Annotated in this window: 23 protein-coding genes and 1 pseudogene; 11 read left to right on the top strand and 13 right to left on the bottom strand. The window is 66.0% G+C overall.

What is annotated here, in order from left to right; translation table 11 throughout:
- Positions 1-119: 119 nt before the first annotated feature.
- Complete coding sequence (locus WBP06_RS12720) at positions 120-1,139, top strand: HpcH/HpaI aldolase/citrate lyase family protein (protein WP_395328250.1); 1,020 nt, start codon at positions 120-122, stop codon at positions 1,137-1,139.
- Here WBP06_RS12720 and WBP06_RS12715 read toward each other — a convergent pair.
- On the bottom strand, positions 1,120-1,455 hold the full coding sequence (locus WBP06_RS12715) for a hypothetical protein (RefSeq protein WP_395328247.1): 336 nt from the start codon (positions 1,453-1,455) through the stop codon (positions 1,120-1,122). The two genes, WBP06_RS12720 and WBP06_RS12715, sit on opposite strands and share 20 nt — an antisense overlap.
- Positions 1,452-2,147: a lipoyl(octanoyl) transferase LipB gene (gene lipB / locus WBP06_RS12710; RefSeq protein WP_395328245.1), complete on the bottom strand. Its 696-nt coding sequence runs from the start codon at positions 2,145-2,147 to the stop codon at positions 1,452-1,454. The genes WBP06_RS12715 and lipB overlap by 4 nt, the downstream gene beginning before the upstream one ends.
- An 82-nt stretch (positions 2,148-2,229) precedes the next feature.
- On the opposite strand from lipB, the gene WBP06_RS12705 reads away from it, so the two are divergent.
- Complete coding sequence (locus tag WBP06_RS12705; RefSeq protein WP_395328242.1) at positions 2,230-3,042, top strand: hypothetical protein; 813 nt, start codon at positions 2,230-2,232, stop codon at positions 3,040-3,042.
- Positions 3,043-3,120: 78 nt separating this feature from the next.
- Here WBP06_RS12705 and WBP06_RS12700 read toward each other — a convergent pair whose 3' ends face one another.
- The 6 genes from WBP06_RS12700 to WBP06_RS12675 all read right to left on the bottom strand — a co-directional run bounded on the left by WBP06_RS12700 (position 3,121) and on the right by WBP06_RS12675 (position 8,360).
- Positions 3,121-3,753 carry a class I SAM-dependent methyltransferase gene (locus WBP06_RS12700; protein ID WP_395328240.1) on the bottom strand — a complete coding sequence of 211 codons (633 nt, stop codon included), beginning with the start codon at positions 3,751-3,753 and terminating at the stop codon, positions 3,121-3,123.
- 102 nt (positions 3,754-3,855) lie between these two features.
- Positions 3,856-4,200 carry an arsenate reductase family protein gene (locus WBP06_RS12695; RefSeq protein ID WP_395328237.1) on the bottom strand — a complete coding sequence of 115 codons (345 nt, stop codon included), beginning with the start codon at positions 4,198-4,200 and terminating at the stop codon, positions 3,856-3,858.
- Between the two features lie 13 nt (positions 4,201-4,213).
- Positions 4,214-4,840, bottom strand: a complete 627-nt coding sequence (locus WBP06_RS12690; RefSeq protein ID WP_395328235.1) for a (2Fe-2S)-binding protein — start codon at positions 4,838-4,840, stop codon at positions 4,214-4,216.
- A gap of 79 nt (positions 4,841-4,919) precedes the next feature.
- Complete coding sequence (locus WBP06_RS12685) at positions 4,920-5,654, bottom strand: metallophosphoesterase family protein (protein ID WP_395328232.1); 735 nt, start codon at positions 5,652-5,654, stop codon at positions 4,920-4,922.
- Positions 5,654-7,651, bottom strand: coding sequence for a TonB-dependent receptor (locus WBP06_RS12680; RefSeq protein WP_395328229.1), 1,998 nt, complete (start codon positions 7,649-7,651; stop codon positions 5,654-5,656). The genes WBP06_RS12685 and WBP06_RS12680 overlap by 1 nt, the downstream gene beginning before the upstream one ends.
- Positions 7,652-7,655: 4 nt before the next feature.
- Positions 7,656-8,360 (bottom strand): fumarylacetoacetate hydrolase family protein, encoded by a 705-nt coding sequence (locus WBP06_RS12675; protein ID WP_395328226.1) that lies wholly within the window; start codon positions 8,358-8,360, stop codon positions 7,656-7,658.
- Between the two features lie 154 nt (positions 8,361-8,514).
- On the opposite strand from WBP06_RS12675, the gene WBP06_RS12670 reads away from it, so the two are divergent.
- Positions 8,515-9,024 (top strand): YqgE/AlgH family protein, encoded by a 510-nt coding sequence (locus WBP06_RS12670; protein WP_395334142.1) that lies wholly within the window; start codon positions 8,515-8,517, stop codon positions 9,022-9,024.
- Between the two features lie 203 nt (positions 9,025-9,227).
- On the opposite strand, the gene WBP06_RS12665 is transcribed toward WBP06_RS12670, so the two are convergent.
- The 5 genes from WBP06_RS12665 to WBP06_RS12645 all read right to left on the bottom strand — a co-directional run bounded on the left by WBP06_RS12665 (position 9,228) and on the right by WBP06_RS12645 (position 13,762).
- Entirely contained in the window at positions 9,228-9,797 is a 570-nt protein-coding gene (locus WBP06_RS12665; protein WP_395328223.1) for an NTP transferase domain-containing protein, read from the bottom strand.
- On the bottom strand, positions 9,794-10,798 hold the full coding sequence (locus WBP06_RS12660) for an XdhC family protein (protein ID WP_395328220.1): 1,005 nt from the start codon (positions 10,796-10,798) through the stop codon (positions 9,794-9,796). The genes WBP06_RS12665 and WBP06_RS12660 overlap by 4 nt, the downstream gene beginning before the upstream one ends.
- Positions 10,799-10,815: 17 nt before the next feature.
- Entirely contained in the window at positions 10,816-11,430 is a 615-nt protein-coding gene (locus WBP06_RS12655) for a TetR/AcrR family transcriptional regulator (RefSeq protein WP_395328217.1), read from the bottom strand.
- Between the two features lie 65 nt (positions 11,431-11,495).
- The gene (locus WBP06_RS12650; RefSeq protein ID WP_395328214.1) at positions 11,496-12,149 is read right to left on the bottom strand and encodes a murein L,D-transpeptidase catalytic domain-containing protein; all 654 of its coding nucleotides are present in this window, start codon (positions 12,147-12,149) and stop codon (positions 11,496-11,498) included.
- A gap of 368 nt (positions 12,150-12,517) precedes the next feature.
- The gene (locus WBP06_RS12645; RefSeq protein WP_395328211.1) at positions 12,518-13,762 is read right to left on the bottom strand and encodes a polyhydroxyalkanoate depolymerase; all 1,245 of its coding nucleotides are present in this window, start codon (positions 13,760-13,762) and stop codon (positions 12,518-12,520) included.
- 290 nt (positions 13,763-14,052) lie between these two features.
- Here WBP06_RS12645 and WBP06_RS12640 point away from each other — a divergent pair.
- The 8 genes and pseudogenes from WBP06_RS12640 (at position 14,053) to WBP06_RS12605 (ending at position 22,959) form a co-directional block, all read left to right on the top strand.
- A pseudogene (locus WBP06_RS12640) lies at positions 14,053-15,886 on the top strand (ABC transporter transmembrane domain-containing protein).
- A 167-nt stretch (positions 15,887-16,053) separates the two neighbouring features.
- Complete coding sequence (locus WBP06_RS12635; protein ID WP_395328208.1) at positions 16,054-18,210, top strand: M13 family metallopeptidase; 2,157 nt, start codon at positions 16,054-16,056, stop codon at positions 18,208-18,210.
- A gap of 146 nt (positions 18,211-18,356) precedes the next feature.
- Positions 18,357-19,331 (top strand): acyltransferase family protein, encoded by a 975-nt coding sequence (locus WBP06_RS12630; RefSeq protein ID WP_395328205.1) that lies wholly within the window; start codon positions 18,357-18,359, stop codon positions 19,329-19,331.
- A gap of 62 nt (positions 19,332-19,393) precedes the next feature.
- A complete protein-coding gene (locus tag WBP06_RS12625; protein WP_395328202.1) occupies positions 19,394-20,092 on the top strand; it encodes a glutathione S-transferase in 699 nt (232 codons plus the stop codon).
- A gap of 99 nt (positions 20,093-20,191) precedes the next feature.
- A complete protein-coding gene (locus tag WBP06_RS12620) occupies positions 20,192-21,004 on the top strand; it encodes an undecaprenyl-diphosphate phosphatase (protein WP_395328200.1) in 813 nt (270 codons plus the stop codon).
- A gap of 16 nt (positions 21,005-21,020) precedes the next feature.
- Complete coding sequence (gene ppk2, locus WBP06_RS12615; protein WP_395328197.1) at positions 21,021-21,815, top strand: polyphosphate kinase 2; 795 nt, start codon at positions 21,021-21,023, stop codon at positions 21,813-21,815.
- 230 nt (positions 21,816-22,045) lie between these two features.
- Positions 22,046-22,213 carry a 50S ribosomal protein L33 gene (gene rpmG, locus WBP06_RS12610; RefSeq protein WP_086490179.1) on the top strand — a complete coding sequence of 56 codons (168 nt, stop codon included), beginning with the start codon at positions 22,046-22,048 and terminating at the stop codon, positions 22,211-22,213.
- Positions 22,214-22,287: 74 nt separating this feature from the next.
- Positions 22,288-22,959, top strand: a complete 672-nt coding sequence (locus WBP06_RS12605) for an outer membrane lipoprotein carrier protein LolA (protein ID WP_395328193.1) — start codon at positions 22,288-22,290, stop codon at positions 22,957-22,959.
- The last annotated feature ends 510 nt before the right edge of the window (positions 22,960-23,469 follow it).

Raw genomic sequence — 23,469 nt, 5'->3', positions numbered from 1 at the left:
GATGACGAGATAAGTGTCGCGGCTGCCAGTATTTAAGCCGCCGCAGGTCCGCACGCAGACTCCATTTCTTAATCGCTCGCCCTCTAGGCTTCGCGCCGATGAAGGAATGGGGGCGTGCGATGAAGTATCGATCCTGGCTGATCGTACCGGGTAACAACGAAAAACGGCTCGGTATGACGCAAGGCGTCGGTGCCGACGTGGTGGTGGTGGACCTGTCGGACACCATCCCGCGGGAGGGGCGGGAGATTGGATGCCGGTTGGCCGCGCAATGGCTGGCTGCCAGCCGCTCTGCCACCAATTCGCACGCGCGGCCGATGGCGCGCTGGGTGCGGATCAACAGTTTCGAATCGGGCCTCTGGCGCGAGGATCTGGCCGCCGTCATGCCCTCCGCGCCGGAAGGGGTGATCCTGCCGAAAGCGACCGGGCCGGACGCGGTGCGCGAACTCGCCAGTGAAATCTACGGGTACGAGGAACGCAACGGCATCGTCGCCGGCGCAACCCGGATCATGCCGGTGGCGGGAGAGACTGCCGCCGCTGCCCTGCAGATTCCCCGCTATCTCGAATCGGCGCACCAGCGGCTGGACGGACTGGCCTGGAGCGCGGGTGGACTGGGCGCGGCACTGGGCGTGCGGCTCCGCCGGGACGGGCAGGGCGCCTGGGGCGACGCCTGCAGCTTCGTGCGTGCGCAAGTCCTGCTGACCGCCCACGCCGGCGGGATTCGCGTGGTGGAGGCGCCGTTCGATCATTTCGAGGATGAGGCCGGGCTGGAGCGCGCCGCGCTACGGGCGCGGGGCGAAGGCTTCACCGGCATGTTCGCCGTCCACCCGGCGCAAGTCGCCGTGATCAACCGGGCTTTCGCTTTGGGAGCCGGCGACATGGACGAAGCGCGCGAGGTGGTTGCCGCCTTTGCCGCCAGCCCGCATCTCGGTTCGCTGGCGGTTGCCGGCCGGATGGTGGATCGCGCCGATCTGGCCTTGGCGCAGAACACCTTGGCGCGGCACGCTTTAGCCCAGAACGCAGGGCCCCAGACTTCGGCGCTTCAGAGTCACGTGCCTGTCGAACGAATCGCCGGCAGCGGCATCAATTCGGGCCCGCTGGGCGAGGATACGCGGCGGAGCGTTATTCTCCGGCCGGCTTGACCGCGCTGGTTCTCACGGCGTCCTCGACATCGGCGGCGGCGGCCGCAGCAGCGTCCGCATCGGCATCGACTGCGGCCTGGCTGGCGGCACCGCGCGCGCTGTCACGCCGCGAAGGCAGGTCGGCCTCCGGCGCGGCGTGGTCGTTCTGGGAACGCACGGTATCGTAAGGCGGCATGTCGTCGCTCACCGAACGCGGCAGCAGCGCGGCGCCCGCGGCGGCCTTGTTGTTCGTCGGCTCCTGCTTGTTGCAGCCCGCAAGGGCCAGCATTGCCAGAGCAGGCAGCAGCGCGGCGGCGGCACGGAACGGCAGGCTCATGCAGAAGTCTCCGGGGGCGTAACGGGCGGGCAGGGACGGTCCAGTGCGGACAGGAAGGCGTCGGCATGGGCCAGCATCGCCGCGTCCCAGCGGGCATAGTCGGTATCGTGGCCCAGCCGCTTCAGGCTGGTGACGCCGAATTCGTCGATCCCGCAGGGCACGATGCCGGTGAAGTGGCCAAGATCGGGATGAATGTTCACCGAAAAGCCGTGCATCGTCACCCACTTGCGGATGCGCACGCCGATCGCGCCGATCTTCGCCTCGCGCCCATCCACGTCCTTGGTCCAGATGCCGATGCGGCCTTCGCTGCGGAAGCTGTCGACGCCGAAGTCCTTCAGCGTATCCATCACCCAGCCTTCCAGCCCGTGCACGAAGCCGCGCGCGTCGCGGGCGCGCTTGCGCAAGTCCAGCAGGACGTAGCCGATGCGCTGGCCGGGGCCGTGATAGGTATAGCGGCCGCCGCGCCCCGCCTCGACCACTTCGAAGCGCGGATCGAGCAGTTCGGTCAGATCGGCGCTGGTGCCGGCGGTGTAGACGGGGGGATGTTCCAGCAGCCAGATCAGCTCGCGCGCCTCGCCCGCGGCGATGGCGGCGTTGCGGGCGGTCATTTCCTCAAGGGCGGCGCGGTAGGGAACCGGTTCGGTGCTGATGCGCAGCTCGATATCACCGGCCAAAGTCGTAGGGAAAGTCATGTTGCGTTGCGTGGCGTCATTCCCTGCGGTTATCAAGCCACTTTGAGATGACCGCCCCATCGCGGCGGTGCCAGGAGCAGCAATGACGTTCGACAGCAACCGGGCCTGGAACGAGGCAAGCCGCGCGGTTTCCGCCAACAAGGAAGTGGTTCTCGCCATCGCGGGGGTCTTTTTCCTGTTGCCGCAGTTGATCTTCACGTTCTTCTTCCCGGCGCCGGAAATGGCCGCGGGCGTTACGGAGAAGCAGGTGATGGAGGCGGTGAGCGCCTATTACGCCTCGATTCTGCCGGTGATGATTCCCGTGGCGCTGTGCCAGGCGCTGGGCACGCTGTCGCTGCTGAGCGTGCTGGATACCGACCGCCGCCCCACCGTGGGAGAGGCGATCGGCAACGGCCTGAAAGGTCTGCTGGCCTACCTTCTGGCGCAAATCCTGATGGGCTTCGGCCTGATGACCATCGGCCTTGCGGTGGCGACCCTGTTCATGGCCGCCGGCGGCGCGGTGGGGGCAGTGATCGGCGTTGCCATCGGCCTGTTCCTGGTGATCCCCGTCGGGGTGCGGCTCTCGCTGGTGGGGCCGGTGATCGCGGTGGACAAGTGGCGCAATCCGATCGGCGCGCTGGTCCGTTCCTGGCGTTTGACGCAGGGCAATACGGCGCGGATCTTCGGCTTCTATGCGCTGCTGTTCCTGGCGATGATGGTGCTGATGATCCTGGCCAATGTGGTGACGCTGCCGATCAGCCTGCTGGCGCCCAAGCATATCGCGGTGCTGGCCGGCGCGGTGATCGAATCGGTACTGGCCTCGATTATGGCGCTCTACTTCGTGGCGGTGATCGGGCAGGTGCACCGCCAGCTTTCCGGCGCTTCGGCGGAAACGCTGACCAGCCCGTTCGAGTGACGGGCTTTCTTTAGCCTACAAACAAAAAGGCCGGCGTTCGCAACGCCGGCCTTTTTGTTTTGTCGAAGGCGGGACGTATCAGTCTTCGTCCTTCCAGCCCCACCACATGAAGCAGGGGGGGACATTGATCGGTTCGATCGCGTCGTCGATCCGCTTGAAGTGGCGGGCCATGAAGCTCTTGGCCTTGGGCGTGAACTGGTAGACCAGGAACGCGCCGCCTTTGCGGATCACGCGGTAAGTGGCGGCGGCGATGGCCGGACCCACGCCGTCGGGCAGGGTGGAGAACGGCAGGCCCGAAAGAACGTAGTCCGCCTTTTCATGGCCGTGCGCGCGCACGATCTCTTCCACGTCCGCCGCCGAGCCGAGCACCGGGATGAAGCGGCTGTCGGTGATGGTGCGGCGCAGATAGTCGATGAACAGCGGGTTCGTGTCGATCACGATCAGCTGCGCGTCACGGCTCAGGCGATCCAGCACCGGGCGGCAGAACGTGCCGACGCCGGGGCCGTATTCGACGAACAGCTTGGTGTTCGCCCAGTCGACGGGCGCAAGCATGCGATTGATCGTGAAGCGCGAGGACGGGACGATCGAACCGACCATCACCGGGTTGCGCAAGAACCCCTCGATGAACACGCCCCACGGTCCGAGGCTGTGCTTGATCTTTCGCTTGATTCGCTGGGGGAGCGCCTCTCGGGCAAGCTCGGTACTGGTCATGCTGGCGAAGACTCTCGCGTTGTTGTCGTCCTGCGAAGGGCGAAGGCGTGGCAGATCAGGGTGCACATTGCAAGCAAGCCGCTGGGCAATGTTGCAGAGCGATTACAAAATCTCGTGGACCTTTTCCATCGGGCGGCACAGGCGGACGCCCTTGTCCGTCTCTACCAGAGGGCGTTCGATCAGGATCGGATCGGCCGCCATCGCCGCCAGAACCGTGGCATCGTCCGCATCGGGCAGGCCGCGTTCCACGGCATCGGTGCCGCGGATGCGCAGGCCCTGCTGCGGGGTGAGGCCGGCGTCCTTGTAAAGCTGGGCCAGCTTTTCCGCACTGGGCGGGGTCTTGAGGTATTCGATCACGGTAACCTCCACGCCGGGGGCTTCTTCCAGCGCGGCAAGCGTGTTGCGCGAAGTGCCGCACTTGGGATTGTGCCAGATGGTCGCCTTCATGGCTCTTGTCCTCTTATTCGGGTGAAGCGGTGAGACCGGCCGTGGGTTCCCGCCCTATGGAATTCGGGCCTACGGAATTCGGGCCTATGGAATTAGGGCCTGTTGGATTCGGGTTCAGCGCCGGAACCGCGCGGGCCGCGTCCTGCGGGGCAATGCCGGGAGCGGGCGCGGCGCTGATGGTTTCTTTACGCCGCATCACCCGTCCGGCGCGCTGAACGGCGGCCAGCAGGCGCGGCTGCACGCCGCAGCGGCAGAGGTTGGGAATGGCGGCGCCGATCTCGGCCTCGCTGGGGTTGGCGTTGCGCGCCAGCAGCGCGGCGGCGGAAATGACGATGCCGGGGGTGCAGAAGCCGCATTGGATCGCCTGTTCGGCCACCATCGCCTGTTGCACCGGTTGCGAGCGGTCTTGCGACAGCCCCTCGATCGTGGTGACGAAGCGCCCCTCGCACTCACCCAGGGTGACAAGGCAGGAACGCAGCGCGGCACCGTCCACGATCACCGTGCAGGCGCCGCAATCGCCGGTGCCGCAGCCGTACTTGGTGCCGGTGAGGTTGGCGCCTTCGCGCAGGGCCCAGAGCAGCGGAGTCTGCGAATCCATGCGGATTTCGACCGGATGGTCGTTGAGGGTCAGGCGCGCCATCGGCTTTCCTTAATCATGGCGCGGGCGGGATTCCAGCCTTGGCACATCGCTCTGTCCACGATCACGCGAAGGCGGTGGCTCATGCGATGCCGTTGGTTAGCGCGCGGGCCCAATCCTCACGCCCGGCGGCGGAGGCATCGGCGGCGGCGGCCTGCCAATCGTAGGGGACGGCGATCCGTTCGGCGCTCCAGCCTTCCGCGCCGCGCGCGATCACGGCGTAGCGCGCGTGGGGCGTGCGGGTTTCCATCACGTGGGGATAGGGATGGTCGTCGGCATAGGCGGGCAGGCCGACCGAGCCGGGATTGACCACCTGCCGCCCGTCTTGCAGCCGCAAGTGGCGCGGCAGATGGGTATGGCCGCAGAGGATCATCGGCGCGTCGATGCCGGAGAGGCGCGTGACGACTTCCTCTTCATGCGCCATCCGGCACCCCTCGGGCTCGACCGTCTCCAGCAGGTATTCAAGGTCCGACGCCGGTGAGCCGTGGCAGGCGTAGAGGTCGTGTTCCAGCCATAGCGTTTCGGGCAGGGCTGCCAGCCATTCCAGGTGCCGCGGCTCAAGCCGACCGATCGCCGCGGCATCGGAAATCCCCATCCGCTCGGGCGGCAGGTCCAGCAATTGCCGTTCGTGATTGCCGCGAATGGTTTCGAGGCCCAGCGCCATCAGCCGGTCCGCCGTGCCTGCCGGGTCGAGCGGACCGCTGAGAATATCGCCCAGATTGACGATCCGCCCGATCCCGCGCCGCTCCGCATCCGCCAGCACCGCGTCCAGTGCGCGCAAGTTGCCGTGAATGTCGGAAAGGACGGCGATCTGCATCAGAGCATGACCTTCACGCCCGCCCAGACGGTGCGCGGCACCCCAAGGTCCATCGATCCGGCCTGATTGCGCGTCACGATGGTCGCGTCGGTCAGGTTCTCGCCGCGCAGCACCAGCGAGACGGGGCCGGCGACGGGCACCTGCACATAGGCGTCCAGCGTCGTGGCGGCGGGCAGCACGTATTGCTCCAGATCGTCCTCATACTGCGCACCGGTGTGGCTGACCGTAGCGGCAAAGCGCCAGCCCTCGCGCGGCAGCCAGGCCACGGTGCCGCTGGCGACCAGCTTGGGCACTTGCGCGGGGCGCATCCCGTCCAGCGTCTTGCCCTTGGCTTCCACCTTGGAATCGGTCCACGCCAGCGATCCGTCCAGCCGCACGGTGCCCAGATTCAGCGCGGCGCTGGCCTCGATGCCCTTGGCGCGGATGGCATCCACGTTCTGGCGCTGCTGCACGTTGGTGGCGACGGTGACGTTGGCGATGGCGTCCTTCAGCCGGTTGTCGAAAGCGGTGAGCGACAGCGTCAGCGGCACAATCGGTGTCACGTCGATCCCGGCCTCATAGCCGCGCAGACGTTCGGGCTTGAGGTCCGGGTTGGCGTTGGTGGTCACCGGGAACACCACATAGGGCCGGTACAACTCGTTCAGCGTGGGCAGCCGCATCCCGGTATAGGCGGCGGCGCGCAGGCTGATCGCCTGCGTGGCCTTCCACACGATGCCGCCGCGTGCATTGCCTTCCCAGCCGGAGCGGTTCGCATAGGCATCGTCCTGCGTCGTCACGCCGGCGGCCGAGACGGAAGTGTAGAAGCCGTTGCGGATCGTCCAGCGGTCTGCCCGGCCGCCCGCCGTCAGCACCACGTTGCCCAGCGTCCAGTCGTCCTGGAGATAGAAGCCAAGGTCGGACTGGTCGCCGCCCGCGCGCCGCGTGGCGGTGGCCAGGCCGGTGACGGTGGAATAGGGCATTTCCAGCAAGTGGCCGGAAGACAGCTTCACGTCGGTGCCGATCCGCAGCACATGGTCGCTGCCCACCGGCGGGCGCAGTTCGGCCTTGCCGCCGATGGCCGTGGTGGGCGTGCGGTGCTGGTCCAGCGTCTTCTTGTAGTTCGTGGAGCTGACGACGATGTTCGAGAAGTCCTGCGCCTGCACATAACCCAGCACGTCGAACTGCCACGCGCCGTGCCCGACGAAACGCAGCGAGGCCTGCTGCCCTTCGGATGTCGAATCGGCGCCCTTGAAGCGCAAGGTGCGCGAATCGTCGTAAGCCAGTACGGCGGCCTGCACCTCGACATCGCCCGAGATCGGCGCGACGGCGCGCAAAGATCCCGACAGCGTCTCGAACGCGGCGCGGGCGGAGGCGGCGACGCGCTGATCCTTCGGCGTGGTCCAGAAACCGTCGCCCCGATCCCACTGCAGGCTGGCAACCAGGAAGCCGCTGCCCAGCTTCGGCGCGGCGGTGAGCGAGGCCTGCGTCTCACCCCGATCATCGACCAGCGCGGTGCCTTGCAGCATGCCGATCTGGTCCGGCCCGGCGCTCACCATCTCGATGGTGCCGGCCACCGCGCCCGATCCGAACGCCCCCGAACCGCCGCCGCGCGTCACGCGCACCGATCCGATCCGCTCCGGCGCGATGGCACTGTAAGGGATGTAGCCGAAGAACGGGTTTGCCACCGGCACGCCGTCCAGCAGCACCAAAGTACGGCTGGCGGCATTGCCACCCAGTGCGCGCAAGTTTGCCCCCTGCGCCGAAGGGTTGGCCGATCGGCTGTCCGACCGGCGGAATTGCGAGAAGCCGGCGACGGAGGACAGCACATCCTCGATCCGTCCCGATGCGCTGGCGATTACCGCATCGCGGTCGATGATCTGCACGTCATAGGCGGGCGTGGCCGGGCCGTCGTCCAGCCCGTGGCCGGTGACGATGATGGGATTTGCGGGTTCGTCGGCCAGCGCGGGCGTGGCGCAGGCGGCGGTGGCGAGCAGGGCGAAGCGAAGCGGACGGTGCATCCGTTCAGGCCGCCGCGATGGTCAGGACAAGCGGTTCCAGCCCCTCCACGCGGCCTTCCAGCCGATCGCCCGGCGCGATCGGGCCGACGCCGGCGGGCGTGCCGGTGTAGATCAGGTCGCCCGGCGCCAGATGGTACATGCGCGAAAGGTCGGCGATCAGTTCGGGGATCGACCAGATCATCTCGTCCAGCGGGGCGTCCTGCTTCACGGTGCCGTTTTGCGAGAGCGCGATGCGCTGCGCGGCCGGAACGCCGAAGTCGCCGGCGCGGGTGATCGGGGCGATGATCGCGCCGTTCTCGAAATCCTTGCCGGTGTCCCACGGATAGCCCTTGGCCTTGGATGCGTTCTGCAGGTCGCGCCGGGTCAGGTCGATGCCGCAGGCATAGCCGTAGACAAGGCCCATCGCCGCATCGGTGGAGATTTCGAAGCCTTCGCCGCCAAGGGCCACGACGAGTTCCATCTCGTAATGGCAATCCTTCGTACCCGGCGGATAGGGGATCGTCGCCGGCGCTTCCGCGCTGGTGTTGCAGAGCGCGGCAGGGGCCTTGTTGAACCAGATCGGTGCTTCGCGATCGACCGCATTGCCCAGTTCGCGGGCATGGGCGGCGTAGTTGCGGCCCACGCAGAAGATGCGCCGCACCGGATAGCGCGCCGCTTCACCGACCACGGGGACGGATGGCGTTGCGGGCAGTTCGAAAAGCAGGCTCACGACCGGATGTCTCCTTTGGTTTCGCCACCGCATAGAGCGCTCGGACCGGCGCGAAAAGGCGCAAGCGTATTGCCGTTACCGGCCAAGCGCCTACAATCGCGGGGTGACCGAGAGACAATACCTTGCGGGACGACTGCTGCTGGCGATGCCCGGCATGTTCGACCCCCGCTTCGAACGTAGCGTAAGCGTGATGTGCGTGCATGATGAGAATGGCGCGCTGGGCATCGGCATCGGCCGGCTGCGCGAAGGCGTTCGCTTCCACGATATTCTCGAAGAACTCGATATCGATCCCGGCAAGGCCCCGAATTGCGAGATTCACGAAGGCGGCCCGGTGGAGCCGGGGCGCGGCTTCATCCTCCATTCCACCGATTGGGGCGGCACCGATACCTTGCAGGTCCACCCGCTTTGCGCGCTGTCCGCCTCCATGGATGTGCTGCGCGCGATTGCCGAAGGGCGCGGGCCGAAGCGCTGGCTGATGGCGCTGGGCTATGCCGGCTGGGGCGCGGGCCAGTTGGAAGGCGAAATGCGCCACCACGGTTGGTACGCCGCCGATCCGCATCCGGAAATCCTGTTCGACACCCCCGTCGATGCCCGCTGGAGCGCAACCTGGCGGGCCGAGGGGATCGATCCTTCTCTGCTGGCGAGCGAGACGGGGCGGGCTTAGGGCCCGGCCTCTTATCGGCCTCCACACCTTGGCCCATCACCTCAATCCACTACCTCAGCCAACCCAACCCCCCCGTCATCCCCGCGAAGGCGGGGATCCCGCTTGTTCTTCGATACACAGCGCCACCCCTCAAGAAAGCGGGATCCCCGCCTTCGCGGGGATGACGGGGATGCGGGGATCGCGAGGCGTGCCGGCCTGACGGATTAGGAAGTGCCGTCCTGAATCGCGCGCAAGTCCTCCGGCCGATCCACGTCCAGCAGGATCGCCGGATCATCCACCTCGACGAACGCCACATCGCTGCGAGAGCGCAGCAGCCGCCCGGCGCCTTCGTCCCCGGTCAAAGTGGCGATCTCGGGAAAGAGCCGGGCCGAGAGTAGCGCCGGGTGCCCCGGCCGTCCGTGATGACGAGGCAGCGCGGCAACCGAGTCCCCGATCCGCCCGGCCAGAGCCGCCGCCACACCATGCGGCACGCGCGGCATGTCGCCGAGGAAAACGAACGCGCCATCGGCACCGGCTGCCGCCGCGATCCCGGCCTTCAGCGATTGCGACAGCGCATCGCTCTCGATCCGCAGCACTTCGACGGGCGGGCCGTCCGGCCATTGGCCAAGATCGAGCCCCGGCCGCGCGACCACGATCAGGCGGGAGACCGGCGCAGCGCGGGCAGCGCGGATGGCGTGGAACAGCAGCGGATCGCCATCGAGCAGGGCGGAAAGCTTGTCGCTGCCGAACCGGCTGGCGCGTCCGGCCGCCAGCACCAGCGAGACGTAGCTCACGCCCGCTCCGCCGCCGGGTTCATGGCCTGCATGATCTGCGCAATAATGCCGGTCGCCACTTCGAATGGCGATTTGCCAAGGCCGATCACGCCGGGCGACAGGTGGAGGCGTGCCAGTTCGTCCTCGCGCGCGCCCAGGGATCGCAATGCGGCCATCCGACCTTCGGTCCGCGATTTCGCGCCGATCATGCCCACCCATGCCGCGCCGCCGCGCAGGGCGGCCAGACAGCCGCCAAGGTCATGGTGATCCTCATGCGTGGCGCCGAGGTAGGCGGTCCAGCGGTCTATGCCCAGTTCGGCCACGGCCTCCGCCGGTCGCGCCCGGATATAGCGGGCGACCGGGAAGGGCGGGGGAGTGGCAGGCCCGTCCGGCCGCACCAGCACCGTCTCGAACCGCGCCAGTGTGCCGAGTTGCGCGGCAGCCAGCGCGCCGGGGTCACCGCCGGAAACGATCAGCCGGCGCGGCGGATCGAAGCGGCGGGTGAGGGAAAAGGGTTCGGCGGTGGTGTCCAGCAGCGGTCCCTCGTCCACCGTCACGCGGCGAGTGATGCCGTCGCTGTGCCAGCGGCAGGGGCGGCGTTCGGCGCTGAAGCGGAGGAGGTTGGCCACGGCCGGGCAATCGGCGGGCACGCGTTCCACCATCACGTAGAGCGCGCCGCCGCAGCGCAGGCGGATATCGATCCACGGACTGCCCTGGCCGTAATGGAGCTGGCACGGGCGACCGTCTGCAAGCACTTGCGCGGCGTGGTGGGCCACGTCCCCCTCGATGCAGTCGCCCGAGAAATAGCCGCTTGCCTCGATCGTCCCGTCAGCCAGCACCGTGAACAGCATCTGCGCGCCGGGCCCGCGCGGGGCGCTGCCTTCGACGCGGTGGAGCGTGGCGAGGGCGCCGGGCAGGCCGGCGGCGCGGGCGGCGGCCAGGGGAGCGCGGATATCGTCGATCCAGCCGAACAGCGGCCAATCCGCATTCGCGATTTCGCCCAGGATATCCGCCGCCATCATTTTAGCAGGTGGCCATGTCAGCCCGCCGTGACGCGGGCCTCGGTCAGGTGAACGCCCCGGTCCCCCAATACCGGCGCGATCACCAGCCGGTGCAGGATTGGCGCGATCTCTTCCGGCGGCATGTCCGGCCCGTGGCCCAGCCACCAGGCCAGGATATCGAACGTGGCGCCAGTGCCGTGCACTACGCCCAGGTCCGCCGGCAGCCATTGCACCGGCTCATCGACCTGCTCGACAAGGCCGCGGGCCTGGCGAATGAACTCGTCCCGCACGATCGCGGCGGCGCCGCCGGCCAGCAGGGCGGACCACAGGCCCCGGTGCCCATCGACATAGCGGCACAGGGCCAGCGTGGATTCGAAGCTGTTGGTATCGTGCAGCACCGGCAGGGTCATCGCCAGCAGTTCGGCGATTTCCTCCGAAGCGACGTCGCCCAGCAACGCTTCCTTGGTGGGGTAGTGGCGGAAGAACGTGGCGTAGCCGATCCCGGCATGGGCGGCGATTTCGCGGATGGTGATCTGGTCGAACGGGCGTTCTTCCAGCAGCGCAAGCATGGTTGCGTTCAGCGCCTTGCGCGAACGCACTTGCCGCGCATCGGTGGGCGCGTCCTTCCTGAACCCCGCGAGATGACCATCCATGACAGACCCGTAACACCCCAGTGCGGCGGTGTCTAATTATCGCCCGCGCTGGGCGGGCCACCCCATCAACCTTCGCCGATGCGATCGGAAAACAGCAGGCGGCCGCCGGAAAGGTGGATCAGCGCCTCGTTGAAATCCTCAGGCGCCATCGCGAAGCAGCCTTCGCTGCGGCCGATCTTGCCCCATTTGGAAATCATCGCGGCATCGACGTACCACGCCGGGTGCATGACGATGGCGCGTTCCAGCGCGGCGGAATTGTCCGCGTCCATGCCCTTCAGCCGGATCGAGACGCCGTACTTGCCCTGATACCACTCGCACGTCAGGAACGCCCCGCGTGAGGTGGCTTCGGATCCGGGCAGGTTGGAAAAGCTTTGCAGCCAGCCGCTGTGCATCGGGTCGGACCCGCGTCCGTGGGCGAGCAGGAACGAGCGGACCGTGCCGTTTTCCAGATTGGCGAAATGCAGGCGCGGCTTCCACGAAGGCTGCGCGAAATCGGCGATGCCGACCAGATCGGTGCGCCAGAGCGAGGACCGCACGCGCTCCACCTGCCGCGCGGCGACATCCAGAATTCGGCGTTCATAGGGCGTGCGCACGAAAGGCGTCACGCCGTATCCGGCCGTTGCGTTAACTGAAGTGTTCCCTGCTGCCAGCACGCGGGCCGGAAGCGCGAGAGTTGCTCCCGCCGCCAGTCCGCCCATGAGGACAGCACGCCGACCCAACGTGTGTTCCATGCCCGCAGATTAACCGATTTCGGTTAACGGCGCCATATGCAGCACTTCGTCGGTTTACGGAGGAAAGTCAGGTTATCGCACGTGATGAACGTTTTGTCGTGCTGGCGTGAGTCGGTGAGGTTAACAGACTGAAAAATCAGCCAGAACGTCGGTGGAAAACTCATCGGCTGAGAGCACGTGGCTAACGCGGAACGGGGTTCACGCGGAGGCGCGGAGAAGAACAGGGAAATGGGGCGTGTAAAGGCGCAAGGCCTTGGCGCCGTTGCGTCTTTGCGCGATTCCCCTGGTTCTTCCTCGCCTCTCCGTGCGAATTGGCAGTGGCCTTCGGCGGCGGCATTTCGCCGCCGAAGCTGCAATCAGGCCACCACCTTCAGCGGCTTGTGCTGGTGCTGGCGAATCCAGTCCTCTACCACCGGCGCGATGCGCTTGCGCCACTTGCTGCCATTGAAGATGCCGTAGTGGCCGACACCTTCGGCCAGCAGGTAGCGCTTGCGGTCTTCCTGCAGGTTGGTGGCCAGGTCCAGCGCCGCCTTGGTCTGGCCGATGCCCGAGATATCGTCACGCTCGCCCTCTACAGACAGCAGCGCGGTGTCGCGGATCGCGCCAAGGTCGATACGCTCGCCGCGATGGACGAACTCGTTCCGGGGCAGCGAATGCTTCTGGAACACGTGCTCCACGGTCTGGAGGTAGTATTCGGCGGTCATGTCGCAGACCGCGCGATACTCGTCATAGAACGCCTTGGTGGCCGCCGCGCTCTCGTCGTCGCCTTCGACCAGATGCTTGAACATGCCGTAGTGGCTCATCACGTGGTTGCCGAGGTTCATCGCCATGAAGCCGGCAAGCTGCAGGAAACCGGGATAGACCTTGCGGCCGCCGCCGGGATAGGTGAGCGGCACGGTGGCGATCACATTGTGTTCGAACCACGAAAGCGGCTGGTTCATCGCCACGTCGTTGACGCTGGTGGGCGCTTCGCGCGTGTCGATCGGGCCGCCCATCATGGTCAGCGTGGCGGGGCGGCAGGGGTTGCCCTGCTTGCCCATGATCGCCGCCGCGGCGAAAGCCGGGACAGAGGGCTGGCATACCGCCAGCATGTGCGTGCCGGGGCCGATGTGTTCCAGGAACGCGATCAGGTAGTCGATATAGTCGTCAAGGTCGAAACGACCCGCGCTCTGCGGCACCAGCTTCGCGTCGGCCCAGTCGGTGATGTAGACCTCGCAGCTTTCCACCATGCGCGCCACGGTGCCGCGCAGCAGCGTGGCGAAGTGCCCGCTCATCGGCGCCACGATCAGCAGCTTGGGCGCATTCTTGGGCAGGCCCGGATGGTCGAAGCGCAGCAGGTTGCCATAGGGTCGATGCATGACGATCGCTTCGGTGACGGGGTGGGTCTTGCCGCCCACGGTCACTTCCTCGATATCGAATTCCGGCTTGCCGCGCGCCATCGTCGCATGGGCGAAAACGTCCAGCGCAGAGGCCATGACCGGGCCGAATCCGAAATAGCCGAAGGGCATGGCCGGATTCGTCAGCATCTCCGCGCCGACCGATGCCCAGGCGGCGGCGCCGCTCAGCATGGTGCGCTGCAGTTCATAAGCGTTGTAAAGCAAGCGGATTCTCCTGCGCGACGTACCCGACGGCCTCTTTTCGGGCCGTTCTTCGTGGGTTTACGGATCCCATTTGGGCCTCAATACCTACTTGTGCAATGCGGCATTCGTGGGTCGTCCCGTTTTGCGCCGCGTAATTTGCCTAAATCGGGAATGCCCGTCCGGGCATTCTCGTGCGGTGTCGCAAAATCCGCCTCAATGGATTTTTACACGAACTCTATCCGGAACATCCATCGGCAGGCCGACGCAGCGGGACTTTTCGTGGAGCCTGCAACGCGATAATGCGCAACGCCATGCAAGCCGATGTGGAACAGAACGAGGCGCAGGAAATCGGCGCCGCGATACCCGAAAACCGAACCGCCCGGCGCAAGAGCCTGAGCGCGCTCGGCATGGTCTGGCGTGAACTGTTCCACTATCCCGGGCGCATGGCGATTGCCGGCGCGGCGCTGGTGACCACGGCCACCTCCACCCTGGCGATTCCCTATGGTTTCCGCCAGATCGTCGACCAGGGCTTTGCGCAAGGGGCCGATCCCTCGGCGATCCGCTGGTGGTTCGCGATGCTGATGGGCGTCGTCACCGTGCTTTCCATCGCCACGGCGATCCGGTTCTACTCGGTGTCGTGGCTGGGTGAGCGTGTCGTCGCCGATATCCGCCTGCGCGTGCAGCGCCACCTCGTCACCCTGTCGCCCAGCTTCTTCGAGGAAAACAGCCCGAAGGAGATCGCCTCGCGCATGACGGCGGATACCGCCATCATCGAGACGGTGGTGGGCACCACCGTCTCGGTCGCGCTGCGCAATGCGATCATGGCGGTGGGCGGGGTGATCTACCTGTTCATGTTGGCCCCGCACCTGACGCTGGGCCTTGTCATCGCGATTCCCGTGGTGATCCTGCCGATCGCTGCCTTCGGCCGCCGCCTCCGCGCGGTTGCCCGGTCCAGCCAGGACCGCGTGGCGGATATCGGCGCGATGACCAGCGAGGTGTTCGGCGCGCTGCGCGTGGTGCAGGCGTTCAACCAGGAAACGCACGAAATGAACCGCTTCGCCGCCACGGTGGAGCGGACGTTCGAAACCGGCAAGCACCGCATCATCCTGCGCGCCGCAATGACGGCGGTGATCATGTTCCTGGTGTTCGGGGCGATCACCGTGATCCTTTGGCGCGGTGCCATCGCCGTGGCCGAAGGGACGATCAGCGGCGGCACCATCGCCGCTTTCGTGGTCACCGCAGGCATCGTTGCCGGCGCGTTCGGCTCGTTGACCGAGGTCTATGGCGATCTGGTGCGCGGGGCAGGGGCAGCCAGCCGTCTGGCCGAATTGTTGGGCGAACGTCCCGCGATCTCGCCCCCGGCACGCCCGCAAGTGCTGCCGCAGCCGGCGCGCGGCAAGATCGCCTTCGAACGCGTGACCTTCCGCTATCCCGCCCGGCCGGACACGGCGGCGCTCCACGATTTCAGCCTGACGGTGGAGCCGGGCGAGACCGTCGCCATCGTCGGCCCTTCCGGCGCGGGCAAGTCCACCCTGTTCCAACTGGCCGAGCGTTTCTACGATCCGCAGAGCGGCGTGGTGAAGATCGACGGGGTGCAGCTGACTTCCGCCGATCCCTCGGAAATCCGCCGCCGCATCGCGCTGGTGCCGCAGGAAGGCGTGCTGTTCGCCGCCTCTGCGCGCGACAACCTCCGCTATGGCAATCCGAACGCCGACGACGCGGCGATCTGGGAGGCAACCCGTGCGGCCAATGCCGAGGGTTTCCTGCGCGCCTTGCCACAGGGGCTCGACACGTTTCTGGGCGAGGACGGCGCGCGGCTTTCGGGCGGCCAGCGTCAGCGCCTGGCGATCGCCCGCGCGTTGCTGCGCGATGCGCCGATCCTGCTGCTGGACGAGGCGACCAGCGCGCTCGACGCCGAGAGCGAGCGGCTGGTGCAGGACGCGCTCGAACAAGCTGATGGCCAGCCGCACCACGCTGGTGATCGCCCACCGCCTCGCCACCGTGCGGCAGGCCGATCGCATCATCGTGATGGACGGCGGCCGCATCGTCGAGGAAGGCAATCACGAAAGCCTGACGCGTGCCGGTGGCCTCTACGCCAGGCTTGCCGCCTTGCAGTTCGACATGGTGAGCAGCCTCGGCGTCTGATTCGAACGCTAAACGTTCCGTCGCAATCGACGAACGGCTGACAGCTGCCGACGAACTGCAACGAGGGGCTGGCGTTGCCCGCGTTGGCAATTATGTTGCGCCACATGCGGGTCGTCCTGGCCCGTTCCGTATTCCATGCGTGTTACAAAATTCGGAAAGGCTCGCTCATGCCTCGCACCCTTTTGAGGGCGCTCGCCACCACGGCGCTCGTCTCTGCAACCGTTCTCTCGGCCCCGGCTTTCGCACAGCAGGCGGCGCCCGCCGCCGCGACGTCGAATCCGATGGAAGTCGATCCCGCCAAGGTTTCGTGGGGCGGCGCAGGCATCCAGACGCAGTGGGAAGACAAGAGCGTGAAGCCGGGTGACGACTTCGACCGCTATGTCAGCGGCAAGTGGTCCGACTCCGTCGTGCTGCCCAGCGATCGCACCAACTGGGGCTCCTTCACCGCGCTGCGCGATCTTTCCGAACAGCGCCTGCACGGCATCATGACCGATCTGCTGGCCTCGAACCCGGCGCCGGGCACCGATGCCGCGCGCGTGGCCGATGCCTATCGCGCCTTCATGGACGTGGATGCGATCAACAAGGCCGGCCTTGCCCCCGCGCAGCCCTATCTTCAGCGCATCTACGCGGCGCAGACGCCGACGGACCTGATGAAGCTGTTCGCCTCGCCGGGCTATTCCTCGCCGCTGGGCGCCTATATCGCGCCCGACGCGAAGGCCAGTGACGTCAACGCCTTCCAGGTCGGCATGGGCGGACTGGGCCTGCCGGACCGCGACTATTACCTGAAGAGCGATGCACGCTCGCAGGAAATCCGCGGCAAGTATCTGGATTACCTGACCTTCCTGCTGGGCAAGGCGGGTTACACCGATCCGGCCGCCTCGGCCAAGGCCGTGCTGTCGCTGGAAACCCGTCTGGCGCAGGCCGACTGGGACCGCGCCGCCAGCCGCAACCCCGACTTGACCTATAACAAGCTCTCGCTTGCCGAGTTCGAAGGGCTGGCCTCGCCCGGCTTGATGAAGACCTTCGTCGACACCATGGGCGCCGGCAAGGCCGGCTATGTGCTGGTCGACCAGATGCCGCCGACGGCCGAAGAGCTGAAGGACGCCCGCATCGATGCGGCGCAGGCCGCAGCCTGGTTCGGCGGCGGCGTGCCGGAAGCGGCGAAGCTGATCGAAAGCGTGCCGGTCGCCACCTGGCAGGCCTGGCTGGCGGCGCAGTTCCTGCGCACCCACGCCTCCGTCCTGCCCAGCGACATCGACGATGCCAACTTCGCCTTCTACGGCAAGGTGATGAGCGGCCAGCCTGAACAGCGCGCCCGCTGGAAGCGCGGCATCGCGGCGGTGGAAAGCATGTCGGGCGAATTGGTCGGTAAGATCTACGCCGAAAAGTACTATCCGCCCGAAGCCAAGGCGGCGATGGAAGCGCTGGTCGGCAACTTGCGCAAGGCGATGGCGGCCAATCTTGAAGACCTCTCGTGGATGAGCGCCGACACCCGCAAGGCCGCCGTGGCCAAGCTGGACGCCTTCACGCCGAAGATCGGCATGCCTGCCAAGTTCAAGGAATACGAAGGGCTGACGTTCTCGGCCACCGATCCGCTGGGCAACATGATGGGCGCGGAAGTGTGGGAAAACGGGGACCAGGTGCGCCGCATCGGCCAGCCGGTCGATCGTGCCGAATGGTTCATGCTGCCCGAGACGATCAACGCCTACTACAACCCCTCGTTCAACGAGATCGTCTTCCCGGCCGCGATCCTGCAGCCGCCGTTCTTCAACGTCTCGGCCGATCCGGCGGTCAACTACGGCGGTATCGGCGCGGTGATCGGCCACGAAATGGGCCACGGCTTCGACGATCAGGGCGCCAAGTTCGACGGCCAGGGCAACCTGCGCGACTGGTGGACCGCGGCCGACAAGGCCAACTTCCAGAAGCTGCAGGACCGTCTGGAGGCCCAGTACGACAGCTTCTGCCCGTTCGACGACGGCAAGACCTGCGTGAACGGCAAGCTGACCATGGGTGAGAATATCGGCGACCTTGGCGGCCTCAGCCTCGCCTACCGCGCCTACAAGCTCTCGCTGAATGGCAAGGAAGCCCCGGTGATCGACGGCCTGACCGGCGACCAGCGCTTCTTCATGGCCTGGGCACAGGTGTGGCGCAGCAAGTACCGCGAGGAAGCGGTGCGCCAGCAGCTGAAGACCGACCCGCACTCGCCCGCGCACTACCGCATCAACGGCCTCGTCCGTAACTTCGACGAATGGTACAAGGCCTTCGACGTGAAGCCGGGCGACAAGCTCTACCAGGCCCCCGCCGACCGCGTGCGCATCTGGTAAGCCGAACTGGCCTGAACGACAGGGCGCGGCCCGATCCGGAACCATCCGGATCGGGCCGCGCTCGTTTGGGCTGCATGATTTCGTCGTTAAGATGGATTTAGCTGGATCGGGCCCAGTACGGGTTCATGGAATCACGGCGACTCACGGTGTTGGACGGCTTACGCGGCGTCGCGGCGTTGCTGGTCGTCATCCAGCATGCGCTTGAAAAGGCTTGGCCCGGCGCTTGGCTATTGCATTCCTGCAATCTTGGGCGAGTGGGCGTTTTGCTGTTCTTCCTGATCAGCGGCTATGTGTTGCCCTATTCGTTGCGCGGCGAACGTCCTCTCAAGCGCTTTGGCATCAGTCGCGTGTTCCGTCTGCTGCCCGCACTCTGGTTGGCGATTGCGTTGGAACTCCTGTTGAAGGGCTGGCAAAACCCGGCAACGGTGCTTGCCAACATGCTGATGATCGCCGGCCCATTAGGGCTTCAAGCACTATCGGGCGTGTACTGGACGCTGACGATAGAATTGCTGCTCTACCTCTATTGCGCAGCGCTGACTTTTGCCGGGCTGCTGCATCGGCCACATGTCAGTGCAATCTTCGGTCTGTCGCTGGGGTTATGCGCGCTCGTGACGGGAACCGAATTGCTCAGCTTTCCGGCCTATCTGTTGCTAGGCTTGCTTGTGCGACGCGCGCATGACGGGGACGCACGTGCTTTGTGGTGGGCGGGCATCCTGCTCGCCGTATTGGTCGCAGCGGGGTTGCGCATAGCGATTGGGCTGAACTGGGATCCCGATTTCCCGCCGATGGCCCGGGCCACAGGAACGTTGTTTCCGCTGATCGCATTCCTGACCTGCATCCGAACCTCGCGGACAACTCCCCGCTGGCTCATTCACATGGGTGCAATCAGCTATTCCATGTATCTTTTCCAGGACGTGGGGCTGATCGGTCTTGCATCTCTGCTGCCGGTATTACCAGCCGCCTACTTCGTTGGCGTTCTCGTCATTACAATCGCGATCGCCGCAGTGGTCCATCGCCTTGTCGAAGTGCCGTTCATTGCTCTGGGGCGGCGCCTTGCTGCTCGTCCGGCGCATGGCAACGCGCCGCAATCATTGGTGGCCACCCCCACAAGCCTAAGCTGAATTCGGGAACGACCGTGCGCGTCGGGCTTTGACCTTCGGACTCGTTTTCGGGGAGCAGCGGCATGGCCGATTTCGATCTCTACTACTGGCCCGTGCCCTTTCGCGGGCAGTTCATCCGCGGCATCCTGGCCTTCGCCGGCAAGAGCTGGGCCGAGCATGACGAGGATGAGATCGGCGCGCTGATGGCCAAGGCGCCGGCCGGGCAGCCGGTGCCGTTCATGGCGCCGCCGGTGCTGATCGACAGGGGCAGCGGCTTTGCGGTGGCGGAAATGCCGGCGATCGCGCTCTACCTGGGGGAGCGGCTGGATCTGTTGCCCCGATCGCCGGAAGGGCGCGCCCTCTCGATCAAGGTGGTCAACGACGCGAACGACGTGATCGACGAGATCACCCTCGACGGCGGGCGTGAGATGTGGACGGCGCAGACATGGCGTGAATTCGTGCCGCGCCTGCGCCGCTGGATGGAGATCTGGGAGGCGACCGGCAGCGCGCATGGCCTGACGGGGGAGGGTGGCACCCTATTGGGCACCGATGCGCCAGGCCTGGCCGATATCGTCACGGCCGTTCTCTGGTCGACGATGGCCGACCGCTTCGCCCCCATCGCAACGCTGCTGGAAGATTCAGCGCCGCATGTTGCCGCGCTGGTGGGCCGGATGCAGGACATGCCGCCGCTGGCCACGCTTGCCCGCAATTCCCGGCGGGATTATGGCGACGCCTATTGCGGCGGGCAGATCGAGAAATCGCTGCGCAAGGTCCTCTCATAAGGGAATTTGCGCCCAGCCGCATTTTTCCAGCGATTATAGATGCTCCCACCCGGCGCGCCGGGTTGACTTGGCTCGCGCGTGCGGCATGACCTTGCGCCGATGGACCTGACCCTTACCGCAATCCTCCTCGGCATCGTCGAGGGCCTCACCGAGTTTCTTCCGGTCTCCTCGACCGGGCATCTCATCCTTGCCACCGAGCTGTTCGGATACGACGCGGCGCAATGGGCGACGTTCAACATCGTCATCCAGCTGGGCGCGATCCTGGCGGTGATCGTGCAGTTCTGGCGCACCTTCTGGGCGGTGGGCGCCGGCCTGCTGCGGCTGGATCCGGTGTCGATCCGGTTCGTGCGCAATGTCCTGCTGGCGTTCCTGCCCTCCGCCGTGCTCGGCCTGCTGCTGAAGCACTATATCGAGGGATTGCTGGGCCAACCCACGGTCGTCGCCTGGGCGTTGATCATCGGCGGCATCGCGATCCTGGGCATCGAGAAAGTGGCCAGGCCCGGCGCGCCCAGCGGTGTGGCGCAGCTTCCGGTCCTGACCTGCCTTGGCGTCGGCTTGGCGCAGTGTCTGGCGATGGTGCCCGGCGTCAGCCGTTCGGGCGCGACGATCATGGGCGCGCTGGCGATGCGCGTGGAGCGCCGCACCGCCGCCGAATTCAGCTTCTTCCTGGCGGTGCCGACGATGATCGGCGCCACCACGCTGGAACTGCTGGGCGCGCGGCATGAACTGATGGCGGGCACCGGCCCGGTCGGCTGGGGGCAGATCGGCATCGGCTTCGTCGTCGCCTTCGTGGTGGCGCTGGTCGTCATCAAGGCCTTCATGGCTTACGTAAGCCGTTCGGGCTTTGCGCCTTTCGCGTGGTATCGTATCGTGGCCGGCGCGCTGGCGCTGTTCCTGCTTTCGCGGGTCTGAGAAAGGCTGAACGACCATGGCCGAGAACAAGCACAAGAAACTCGGCCGCAAGCACTACGAAAACCTGCTGGAGCCGATGCTGGAGGAGCTGGTGGGCATGGCCCGCTGGGCCGCGACCACCGGCGCGCGGATCGTCGTGCTGTTCGAAGGGCGCGACACTGCGGGCAAGGGCGGGGCGATCAAGGCCGTTTCCGGCCAGCTGAACCCCCGCCAGTGCCGCACCGTCGCCTTGGGCGCCCCCAGCGAGCGGGAGCGTGGGCAGTGGTACTTCCAGCGCTATATCGAACATCTGCCCAGCCGGGGTGAGATCGTCCTGTTCGATCGCAGCTGGTACAACCGCGCCGGTGTGGAGAAAGTCATGGGCTTCGCCACCGCCGGCGAGGTGAAGCGTTTCCTCCAGCAGGTGCCGGTGTTCGAGCGCCTGCTGATCGACGACGGCATCCTGCTGTTCAAGTATTGGCTCTCCTGCGACCAGGACAAGCAGGAGGAGCGGCTGAACGAGCGGCTGATCGATCCGCTGAAGCGCTGGAAGCTCTCCCCCATCGATGTTGCCGCACGCGAGAAGTACGAGGATTACACCAAGGCGCGCGAGGACATGCTGAAGGCCACGCACAAGAAGCATGCGCCGTGGACCGTGGTGGATTTCAACGATCAGCGCCTGGGCCGGCTGACCCTGGTGCGCGATCTGCTGGATCGACTGCCCGATACCAAGGTGGACCCGCCGACGATTCGCATGGAGCGGCTGGAGCACGCGCCGTACAACGAGAAGTACAGCGTTCTGAAGCCGATCAAGGATTTTGACTTGGGGTGAGGCAAGCTGTTTGAAGCATTTGCCGGGCCGGCAGGCGCACCCGGCAAATGACTTCGCGGATGACGATAGGGGGCCGCGTTTACTCCCCTCGAATCACTCGCCGCCCTTGACTCTGGCCGACATCTAAAGCATGGGGCCCAGCCTTGAGGGGCGGTCTCGTACCGCCTCTATGCTTTTTCAACGATGCCGGCCTGCCAGGGCGGCTGAAACGAGAGAATTAGGAAACCGCCATGGCGAAGCCCGCAACCGTCAAGATCCGTCTTGTCTCGACCGCCGACACCGGCTTCTTCTACGTCACCAAGAAGAACCCGCGCAACACGACCGAGAAGATGACCTTCCGCAAGTACGATCCCGTCGTGCGCAAGCACGTCGAGTTCAAGGAAGCCAAGATCAAGTAATTCGCTGGTTCCGATGCGAATCGGAACCAAGCGCTTCAGGTGCGGTTCAAGGCTGTGAACCCAATGGGAGGCTTATGACCCGCACCTTCAAGATCTTTCGCTCTTGCGTAGGCGCGGCCGGCCCGATTTTACTCGGGACTGCCGCGCTTTCCGTTCCTGCCCTCCTTCCGGCGTCTCCTGCGCTTGCGGCATCGCCCGCAGAGCAGCAGCAGCTGGACCAGGCCGTGGCCGCGCTGCGCGCGATCACCACGCTGAAGGCCGATTTCGTGCAGACCGACCGCAACGGCCAGTCTGTCTCCGGCCAGCTGACGCTCGCCCGTCCGGGGCGGATCCGCTTCCAGTACGAGAAAAGCGCGCGGATGCTGATCGTTGGCGACGGCAAGGCGCTGACGATGATCGACTATGCCGTGAACCAGGTGCAGCGCTGGCCGATCGGCAACAGCCCGCTGGGCGCGCTGCTCGATCCCAAGCGCGACGTGGCGCAGTACGGCACCGTTCGCCCCAGCGGCAATCCCAACGTGATTTCGGTGGAAGTGCGCGTCCGTTCGCACCCCGAATACGGCATCATCACCCTGATCTTCACGCGCAAGGCCTCTGCCCCCGGCGGGCTGGAACTGTCGTACTGGGTGGCGCTCGATTCGCAGAATCAGCGCACCACCATCGCGCTGTCGAACCACCGCTACGGCGTTCCGGTGACGGACAACGATTTCCGCTTCAACGACCCGCGCCCGCGCAATCGGCGCTGAGTAATTCGTCGATACGGGAAAACGCTTGGCCGTGATTTGACCGAGGCTAGCGACAAACTGTGACAGTTTCTTTCAGCCCGTTCACTTGGCAGAAAGCCAAGAGCACCTAGATAGGAATGGTCAGAACGGTTCGAGGCGGGTTTCCCCCCTGTTGCCCACGCCTCCTGAGTGAACCGCTCTGATACTAGCGTGACGAACGCTTACAGGAACCCTCGGTCCTCTGCCCCCGGACCGAGGGTTTTTGTTTGTGCGGCTGTGGTTCGGCCCATGCCGGGCTGCGAACGGCACCGTTCTGCGCTTCCGGTGCTCACGGCCAGAAAGGCCGCTCCGCTCCGGTTCTCGAACGGCACCATTCTCGCTCCGGCCTGAACCGAACCACAGCCACACAAGCGTGGCGCTGTTCCGCCGTTTGCCAAATCACCATTGGTCAAAAACCACCGTCGCCCCCGCGTAGGCGGGGGCCCCGCTTTCTTTTTCTTTTCCGAACAGCCCGCGCATCATGCGCACCTC

Source organism: Novosphingobium mississippiense, assembly GCF_044029535.1.
Taxonomy (GTDB): Bacteria; Pseudomonadota; Alphaproteobacteria; order Sphingomonadales; family Sphingomonadaceae; genus Novosphingobium.
This window is presented reverse-complemented; position numbering and strand designations above follow the sequence as displayed.